The sequence below is a fragment of the Craterilacuibacter sp. genome (assembly GCF_051659485.1).
Taxonomy (GTDB): Bacteria; Pseudomonadota; Gammaproteobacteria; order Burkholderiales; family Chromobacteriaceae; genus Craterilacuibacter.
This window is the reverse complement of the sequence record NZ_JBOFOO010000302.1, coordinates 1-8,771: the sequence shown is the minus strand read 5'-3', so window position 1 is coordinate 8,771 and position 8,771 is coordinate 1. Positions and strand designations below refer to the sequence as shown.

General features: G+C 58.2%; 6 protein-coding genes. 1 reads left to right on the top strand and 5 read right to left on the bottom strand.

Annotated features, from left to right (window positions below; translation table 11 throughout):
- The 5 genes from ACRC1E_RS10585 to ACRC1E_RS10565 all read right to left on the bottom strand — a co-directional run.
- Positions 1-1,216: branched-chain amino acid ABC transporter substrate-binding protein (locus tag ACRC1E_RS10585; RefSeq protein WP_438515062.1), on the bottom strand; the 1,216-nt coding region annotated here is incomplete at its 3' end.
- A 142-nt stretch (positions 1,217-1,358) separates the two neighbouring features.
- The gene (gene hemH / locus ACRC1E_RS10580) at positions 1,359-2,450 is read right to left on the bottom strand and encodes a ferrochelatase (protein WP_438515061.1); all 1,092 of its coding nucleotides are present in this window, start codon (positions 2,448-2,450) and stop codon (positions 1,359-1,361) included.
- A 53-nt stretch (positions 2,451-2,503) separates the two neighbouring features.
- Positions 2,504-4,879: a DNA translocase FtsK gene (locus ACRC1E_RS10575; RefSeq protein WP_438515060.1), complete on the bottom strand. Its 2,376-nt coding sequence runs from the start codon at positions 4,877-4,879 to the stop codon at positions 2,504-2,506.
- A gap of 53 nt (positions 4,880-4,932) precedes the next feature.
- Positions 4,933-6,030 carry an anhydro-N-acetylmuramic acid kinase gene (locus ACRC1E_RS10570; RefSeq protein WP_438515059.1) on the bottom strand — a complete coding sequence of 366 codons (1,098 nt, stop codon included), beginning with the start codon at positions 6,028-6,030 and terminating at the stop codon, positions 4,933-4,935.
- Positions 6,031-6,057: 27 nt separating this feature from the next.
- Positions 6,058-7,395 carry a M23 family metallopeptidase gene (locus ACRC1E_RS10565; RefSeq protein WP_438515058.1) on the bottom strand — a complete coding sequence of 446 codons (1,338 nt, stop codon included), beginning with the start codon at positions 7,393-7,395 and terminating at the stop codon, positions 6,058-6,060.
- 233 nt (positions 7,396-7,628) lie between these two features.
- Between ACRC1E_RS10565 and ACRC1E_RS10560 the strand changes: the two genes are divergently transcribed.
- Complete coding sequence (locus ACRC1E_RS10560; protein WP_438515057.1) at positions 7,629-8,648, top strand: hypothetical protein; 1,020 nt, start codon at positions 7,629-7,631, stop codon at positions 8,646-8,648.
- Positions 8,649-8,771: the final 123 nt, after the last annotated feature.

Genomic DNA, 8,771 nt, shown 5'->3' with positions numbered 1-8,771 from the left:
ACTGGGCAGCGCTAGCTGCCGGTGCTGCCGCTGCACCACCGACCGTGGTCAAGACATTCCACTTGCCGTTTTTAACCTGATACACCGTCACCGAACCATTGTTTACGTCGCCTTGAGGATCAAACGATACATCGCCGGTTACGCCCTTGTACTGGGTCTTGCCTACTTCCGGCAGATAGACTTTAGGGTCGGTCGAGCCGGCACGCTTCATCGCGTCCACCAGTACCATCACCGCATCGTATTCATACGGCGCGTAGATCTGGATTTCCTGGCCGTTGAAACGCTGCTTGAACTTGTCGTTGAAAGCGGCAAAGCCTGGCAGTTTTTCTTTAGGCTGGCCTGGGCTGGCCGCATACTGGCCTTCAGCCGATTCGCCGGCAAGTTTGACGAACTCTGGCGTCTGCCAGCCGTCGCCGCCCATCAGCTTGGCCTTGATGCCTAGGCGCTGCATCTGCTTGGCCAGCGGGCCGGCCTGCGCATCCATGCCGCCGTAGAAAATCACGTCCGGCTGTACGCCCTTGATCGATGTCAGGATGGCGTTGAAGTCGGTTGCGGTATTGTTGGTAAACTCGCGTTTAACCACGGTGCCGCCCTTGGCTTTCACAGCGCCTTCAAACTGGTCTGCCAGGCCTTGGCCGTAAGCGGTACGGTCATCGATGATGGCGACTTTTTTGGCTTTCAGGCCGTCAACAGCAAATTCGCCCAGCGCCTTGCCCTGCTGCACATCGTTGGCGATCACACGGAAGGTCGTCTTGTAACCTTGCTTGGTGTAATCCGGGTTGGTGGCAGAAGGCGAGATCTGCGGGATGCCGGCATCAGAGTAAATCTTGGAGGCCGGAATAGTGGTGCCCGAGTTCAGGTGGCCGACTACGCCGACCACTTTGGCATCAACCAGTCGCTGGGCAACCTGGGTACCGATTTTCGGGTCGGCCTGGTCGTCTTCGGAAACCAGTTCGAACTTGATTTTCTGGCCGCCAATTTCGGTGCCTTGTGCATTCAAGTCTTCGATCGCCAGAATGGCACCGGCTTCATTGTCTTTGCCCAGATGGGCGATCGGGCCGGTCATCGGCGAAACCTGACCGATCTTGACAACGACTTCACCGCTGGCGGCGGCCGGTGCTGCGGCATCCGCTGGGGCTTTTTCTTCTTGTTTGCCACATGCGGCCAGCGACATTACGGCGGCGGCAATCAGGCTGAGGCGAGCTACATGGTTCATATTGGTGTTTCCCCTGGGTTGGACTTTTTAATAACTGCCGCACCGTATGCATGGCTAGCAGATATCAAATGATTATGATAATCGGCTATGGCAATGTCAATGCCGTTTGTCCTTGTTCTTTAAGGGAAAACATATAAAAATATTATTGCGCTGCGCCGAGTTTTTTTGCCATATTAGTGCGCAAATTTAGCGTTAAGTCATCGTTTCGTTCCCATCCGTGCAGGTTATCGCCAATAATCTCAGCGAGTGCTGCGATCCAGACGGGGCTTTCATTCAAACATTCGATGTAGCGATATTCGCCGCCGCCTGCCGTCAGGAAATCTTCCTTGCCTTCCATGGCGATTTCTTCCAGCGTTTCCAGGCAATCACCGACAAAACCGGGGCAGACGACATCGACGCGAGCCGTATGCGCTTTGCCCAAAGCCTGTAGCGTTGGCGCGGTATAAGGTTGCAGCCATTCTGCACGGCCAAAACGGCTCTGGAAGGTTACGACATAGTCTTCAGGCTTCAATTTGAGGCTTTCAGCCAGCAAACGGCCGGTTTTCAGACATTCACAGTGATAAGGATCACCCTTGTTGAGGGTAGCCTTGGGGACGCCGTGAAAGCTCATCACCAGCTTGTCCGGCCTGCCGTTCTGCAACCAGAAGCCCGAAACCCGTGCCGCCAGTGCCGCAATATAGCCGGGGTGGTCGTGGAAATGGCGAACGGTACGCACCTCCGGCATGTTTCTGAGTTTAAGCAAGGTGGTGAATACCGCATCCAGCGCGGTGCCGCTAGAGGAGGCGGCGTATTGCGGATACAGCGGCACCACCAGCAGGCGGTCAACGCCGGCCTCGCGCATTTGGCAGATCACCTTTTCTACCGAAGGCTTGCCATAGCGCATGGCGTAATCGACCACGAGATGCTTGTGCCCGCGCTCTCCCAGCAGGCCTTTGAGCAGTTTGCTCTGCTTTTGTGTGTGGACCAGCAAAGGGGAGCCTTCGCTCGTCCAGATAGCGGCATATTTTTCGGCCGATTTCTTGGGGCGGGTGTTGAGGATGATGCCGTTAAGAATGGGCCACCACAGCAGGCGCGGAATCTCGACGACGCGCGGGTCGGACAGGAACTGCTTAAGGTAAGGCTTCACCGCCTTGGCGGTAGGCGCATCCGGTGTCCCCAGATTGATCAGCAGGATGCCGGTTTTGGCGCCCTGGTCATGGCGAAAGTCAGGTTCGGGCAGGGAATGGGTGTGCATGCTTATTCTCTCTTATTGTCGTCTGCCATTGCGGCGCGGGTGTTTAAGCGGCTTTAACCGAGTTCTTCCCGCGCAGGCGCCAGTACCGAACGGTTGCCGTTGCTTTCCATGGCGGATACCAGGCCGGAAGCTTCCATTTGTTCGATCAGGCGTGCGGCGCGGTTGTAGCCGATGCGCAGGTGGCGTTGCACCGAAGAAATTGATGCCTTGCGGGTTTTGAGTACGATGGCGACGGCCTCATCGTAGAGCGCATCCTGTTCGGCATCAGCGCTGACAACACCAAACTCGCCGGCATCGCCACCCGCTTCGCTCTCGCCCGTCAGCATGCCTTCGACGTAGTCGGGCGCACCGGTTGTCTTCAGGAACTCAACCACATGGTGAACTTCGTCATCGGCGACAAAAGCACCATGAACACGGTTGGGATAGCCGGTTCCCGGCGGCAAAAACAGCATGTCGCCCATCCCCAGCAGGCTTTCGGCCCCCATCTGGTCGAGAATGGTACGGCTGTCTATCTTGCTGGAAACCTGGAACGCGACCCGGGTCGGAATATTGGCCTTGATCAGGCCGGTAATCACATCCACAGATGGGCGCTGGGTCGCCAGAATCAGGTGGATGCCGGCGGCACGCGCTTTTTGTGCCAAGCGGGCGATCAGTTCTTCGATTTTCTTGCCGGCCACCATCATCAAGTCGGCTAGCTCGTCAATCACCACCACGATCATCGGTAGCGACTCCAGCGGTTCGGGTGTTTCCGGCGTCAGCGAGAACGGGTTGAACAGCTTGGTGCCGCTTTTTTCCGCTTCAAGAATTTTCTGGTTGTAGCCGGCGAGATTGCGCACCCCCATTTTCGACAACAGCCGGTAGCGCCGTTCCATTTCGGCGACGCACCAGTTGAGCGCGTTGGCGGCATGCTTCATATCGGTGACCACCGGAGCCAATAGGTGCGGAATGTCTTCATAAATAGACAGCTCCAGCATCTTGGGGTCGACCATGATCAGGCGTACTTCCTTGGGCGTTGCCTTATATAGCAGCGACAAAATCATGGCGTTGATCGCGACCGACTTGCCCGAACCGGTGGTGCCGGCGACCAGCATGTGCGGCATCTTGGCCAAATCCGCGACCACCGGTGCGCCGGCAATATCCTTGCCCATGGCCATGATCACTTTGGATGTGGCGTTCTGGTAAGCGGGCGAACCGATAATCTCGGCCAGACGCACGATCTGGCGCTTGGGGTTGGGTAGTTCCAGTCCCATATAGGTCTTGCCGGGGATGGTCTCGACCACGCGGATAGAGACCAGCGACAGTGCGCGCGCCAGATCCTTCATCAGGTTGACGATTTGCGCCCCTTTGACGCCGATGGCCGGTTCGATTTCATAGCGGGTAATCACCGGCCCCGGGTAAGCGGCAATCACTTTCACTTCAACGCCAAAATCGGCCAGCTTGCGTTCGATCAGGCGCGAGTTGAATTCAACTGTTTCTGCCGAAACCGGCTCCTGCAAGGCCTTGGGCGCCTCGAGTAAAGCGAGCCCCGGCAGTGCTTGGTGTGAGGGATCGGCAAAGAGCGAGGCCTGCATCGGCTTGGCCGCCTTGGCCGGCAGCGGTGTATCCAGCACTGGCGGTTCGATAGCAAAAGCCTGCACAGGGGCAGGGTGGGGCGCGGCAGCCGCAGGCGTCTCGACGACGGGCACGCTTTGAGGAGTAGAAGGGGGCGGGTTGCGCATCTTGGGTTCGCTGCGCGGTGCGGCTTCGGGCGGCGTTTCCCGCAGGGCCGGGCGTTCTGCCCAACGCGATTTTTGTTTAAGTGCCCATTGCCATAGGCTTTGTGCCTGCTCTTCCAGCGCCGTGCCGACTTTTTCGGCCAACTCCAGCCAGGACAGACCGGTAAACAGCGAAAATCCGGCGGCAAACAGCACGATCAGCAATAAGCCTGCACCCGTTACGCCCAGTGCATGGCTAAGCCCTCCGCCTATCAGTTTGCCAAACAGGCCGCCGCCAGCCAGCGGTAGTGCCACGGCCTTGCCGTCCAGCAGCATGGCTTCAAGGCCGGCGCTACCCAGCATCAATAAGCTAAAACCGCCGATCACTGCGCCGGCTAGCGGAGCACTGCCCTCTGGTTTGAAGAGTCTGCGGTAGCCCCAGACGATGCCGCACAGGCAGAATGCCACCAGCCACCACGCGGTATAGCCCCATAAGTAGAGCAGGATATCCGACAACCAGGCACCAAAAGTGCCGCCGTAGTTTTCGAGGACAGTAGATTCGGTGCTATGCGACCAAGAAGGATCATCCGGCGAATAACTGGCCAGGGTGATGACCAGATACAGGCCGGCGGCAGCCATCAATAGCCACCACGCCTCGCGTAGCAGGCCGGCTAAATGGGGAGAAAGGGGTGAACTCTGGTTTTTGACAACAGCTTTACGTTTGAGGAGACGCATCTTCCAATAATCATGTTTCGTTTATGAAAGCGATTATAACGGCAAGTGGCGTCTCAGCGAGGATAGAGTGCACCCAGCACCCGTGCGCCATAGGCTCCGGTTACGCTGGGCAGGTTGCCGCTTTGGCGCAGCAGCAGTTGACGGGCAAGCCAGGCAAAGGCTGCCGCCTCGACCTGATGGACCGGCAAGCCCAAGGCCGAGGTGTCTTTAATATGCAGTTGCGGCAATAAAGCGGCCAAGCGCTGGCGCAAAGCCAGATTGAATGCGCCGCCGCCGCATAGATATAGTTCGCGCACCGTCGGGGCATAGCTTAGGGTGGCGTTGGCAATACTGACAGCCGTCAGCTCCAGCAGTGTGGCTTGTACATCGACCGCCGATGCCGGATACGCGCCGAGTAAAGCCTCCAGCCATGCAAGGTCAAACAGATCGCGGCCTGTGCTTTTGGGTATCGGTGCACTGAAATAGGGCTCCGCCAGCATGGCCCCAAGCAGCAAGGGGTTGGAGTGTCCTTGCACAGCCCACGCGCCATCCTTGTCGTAAGGCTGGCCGAGATGACGCCGTATCCATGCATCCATCAGCATATTGCCCGGTCCACAATCAAAACCGACGACATCTTGTCCCGGTGCGAGCCGGGTCAAATTGCTGATGCCGCCAATATTGACAATGGCACGCGCCGTGCAGGCATGGCTAAACAAATTCTGGTGAAAGGCCGGCACCAGCGGCGCGCCCTGACCACCCGCCGCGATGTCGCGGCTGCGAAAGTCACCGGCAACATCGATGCCGGACAGCTCGGCAAGTAGTGCCAGATCGCCGATTTGCAGGGTGTAACCGGCATGCGGTGCATGGCGTATGGTCTGGCCGTGGCAGCCGATGGCGCGAATGTCCGCAGGAAGCAAACCCTCGGCCAGAAGCAGGCCATTAACCGCACGGGCATAGTATCCTGCCAGACTGACGGCCAAGCGTGCCGATCTATCCAGCTCGTTATGGCCTAGCGGCTGCAGGGCAAGCACTTCATCCCGTATTTCGGACGGGTAGGGCACAAAAAAATCGGCCTCTACCGTGAGCTGGCCAGTGCTGTCGAAAGCCGCCAGCACGGCATCCACACCATCCAGACTGGTACCCGACATCAGGCCGATAAAGCGCTCTGTCATTTGCGGCGGCCTCGTTGTGCTTGTGATTTAGTCAAGCTGTGCCACATTGACCGGCAATTCGCGCAGCAGCTTGAGGTTGGCGGCCAGTATCCGGCTATCGCGCTTGAAAGCCAGGCGCTGGCTTGTACTCAGTCCCCGTGCCGGCAGCGTGGTGGTCGACGGGTTGACTGTCTGCCCGGCAATCATCACTTCCATATGCAGATGCGGCCCGGTCGAACGGCCGGTAGAGCCCACATAACCGATCAGATCGCCCGCCTTGATCTGCTGCCCCGGCTTCAGGCCCGGCGCAAAGCGGCTCATATGCGCGTACAGGGTGGTGATTTTCTGGCTGTGGGAGAGCTTGACCACATTGCCGTAGCCGTTTTGGCGCTCGACGCCGAGTACGCGGGCGTCGGATGGCGCATAGATCGGCGTGCCGCTAACGGCGGCATAGTCTATGCCCTTGTGCATGCGCATGCGCTTGAGTATGGGGTGAAAACGGAAGCCATAGCCCGAACTGATGCGTGCACCTTTAACCGCCTGCACCGAAAACCCTTTTTTCAGCGGCAGGCCTTGTGCATCGAAATAGGCACCGGACTCATTATCAAAAGCGAAGTAATACGCCTGATGACTGACGCCGGACTTTACGATTTCAACGGCTTCAATATTCCCGGTCGAAATCGGCATGCCGTTAAACAGCAGTGTCTGATAAACAAGGTTGATTTTATCGTCGCGATTCAGGGCATCAAGATCGAACTGGTCGCCGAAGATATCGGCCAGCTGGGCACGGACTTCCACCGGCACGCCCGCCTGCGCCAAGGCGCCGGTCGCGCTGGTTCTGACCGTGGCCGAGCGTATGGTCTGTATCGTTTCGGTAGGGAGCGGGTCGGCGCTGGCTTGCCATACGCCGTTTTGCTGCTCCAGTAGAACCAGCACCTGCTCGCCGTTTTCATCGTCGTTCAGGAAGCGCAGGGTATACAGGTCGCCATTGTCGTTGGTCTGTACCGACAAGGTGGCTCCGGCTTTCAGTTTCAGCAGATCCTTGGATAGCGGGCTGGAATACAGAAATTTGCGGGCTTCCGTATCCTGAATGCCGAGTCGGCTCAGCAAGTGTCCCAGCGTGTCGCCACGCTGCACCTGTGCTTCGCGCCAGTAGGGCGTCTTGTCGATACTGGCGCTGGCAAATACCGGCAACGCCAGTCGTTCGCTGACCTGCTGCACGCTGATGCTTTGTTCGGCTTGGTTGCCGGGGCCTGCTGCCACCGCCACGGTGGTGGCAATCCCAAATAGAGGCAGCGTGGCGGCCGCGCCCAGCCAAGCCAATTTATGGTTGACGAAGAAACGAGCCAGTTTTTGCGGTAAAGCCCGCAGTTTGCGATAATCCATGTCTTGCGTTTCCGTGTGCCTGGCGCTGTCATCTCTGGCTGGCAGCCCGTTTGGCGGCTACCTGCACGTATAAAGTATGCGATCCTATCAAAAAAAACGAACAGCCGAAAGGCTATTGTCCAATTGAAACAAAGAGATGGCGTTTTTTGCCCGCCTGGCCTGATTTTGCTAGGTAGGGTGAATGCAATATTTTATCGATTTATCAACAAGCCATTATGGCGCCCGGTTACCGCATGAAGCTGACGCTGCTCCTTCCTTCCCTGTTTTGGCCTGACAGCCATGATGCTGCCGAAGTCCTGCAAGGGCTGGCCTTGCCGGCGCTGTCCCGTCTGCTGGGTGCGGCAACGCTGACAGGTAAAAACCAGACTTTATCGGCCATGCAAGCCCAGCGTGCCGGCCTTGCCGCCTTGGCGCCTGCGCGTGGTCTTGCCGCCGAATACGGGCTGGATGCCTCTGCCGGCTATTGGCTGCTGGCAGATCCTGTGCACCTTAGGGTCAATCGTGATCGCGCCCATCTGGCAGATTCAGGCATCATGAATTTGTCACAAGCTCAGGCCGATGCTTTCTTGCTTAGCCTCAATGCCTTACTGCATGAGGACGGACTCAAGCTCTATGCCCCCCATCCTGCACGCTGGTTTTTGCAGATGGCAGAAGCTACCCACGCGTCGTTTACGCCCTTGCCGGATGCGATAGGCGAAGACATCAACCGCTTGCTGCCCAAGGGAAGCGGAGGCATGGCGTGGTGCCGTTTGCTGAACGAACTGCAAATGCTGCTGTATACCCATCCGGTTAATGACGCACGCGAAGCGGGAGGAGAGCCTGCCGTCAATAGCCTGTGGTTATGGGGGGCAAATAGTGATGAAGTGCCGGCCTTTGCCGGGGTGGATACGCTGTACAGCGATGATGCGCTGACTCAGGTCATGGCCAGGCAAGCCGGTCTGCCTTGCGATGCACTGCCGTTTACCTTGGCGGCCTTGCTGGAGTCGGCACCGGGCGGGCAGCTTGAGGTGCATCTGGACCGCTTGCTGGCGCCTGCGCGCTATCGTGATGCCTGGGGCTGGCGTGAAGCCATGCTGCAACTGGAGGCCGACTGGTTTGCGCCGCTACTGGCCGCTTTGGGTTCCGGCAAACTGACAGAACTCGCCTTGCTGACGGACGGACCTAGCGGTTTTAGCGCCAGTTTGCGCCGACCTGATTTGTGGAAATTCTGGCGCCGACCACAGGCCTTGAGCCGCTTGCTGCTACCTGACTGACACGTTCCAAGGACACTATGCCTACCATCCAGACCCGTACCCCCGCCGCCGCCGCAACCGCCGCGCTTGCAGCCAGCGGCCTTCATCCGGTGATGGCACAGCTATATGCTGCTCGCGGCATCA

What these genes read in the sequence shown, in the direction of transcription:
- ACRC1E_RS10565 (WP_438515058.1), bottom strand. Translation starts at nt 7,395, where the DNA reads ATGGATTATCGCAAACTGCGGGCTTTACCGCAAAAACTGGCTCGTTTC.
- ACRC1E_RS10560 (WP_438515057.1), top strand. Translation starts at nt 7,629, where the DNA reads ATGAAGCTGACGCTGCTCCTTCCTTCCCTGTTTTGGCCTGACAGCCAT.
- ACRC1E_RS10575 (WP_438515060.1), bottom strand. Translation starts at nt 4,879, where the DNA reads ATGCGTCTCCTCAAACGTAAAGCTGTTGTCAAAAACCAGAGTTCACCC.
- hemH (WP_438515061.1), bottom strand. Translation starts at nt 2,450, where the DNA reads ATGCACACCCATTCCCTGCCCGAACCTGACTTTCGCCATGACCAGGGC.
- ACRC1E_RS10570 (WP_438515059.1), bottom strand. Translation starts at nt 6,030, where the DNA reads ATGACAGAGCGCTTTATCGGCCTGATGTCGGGTACCAGTCTGGATGGT.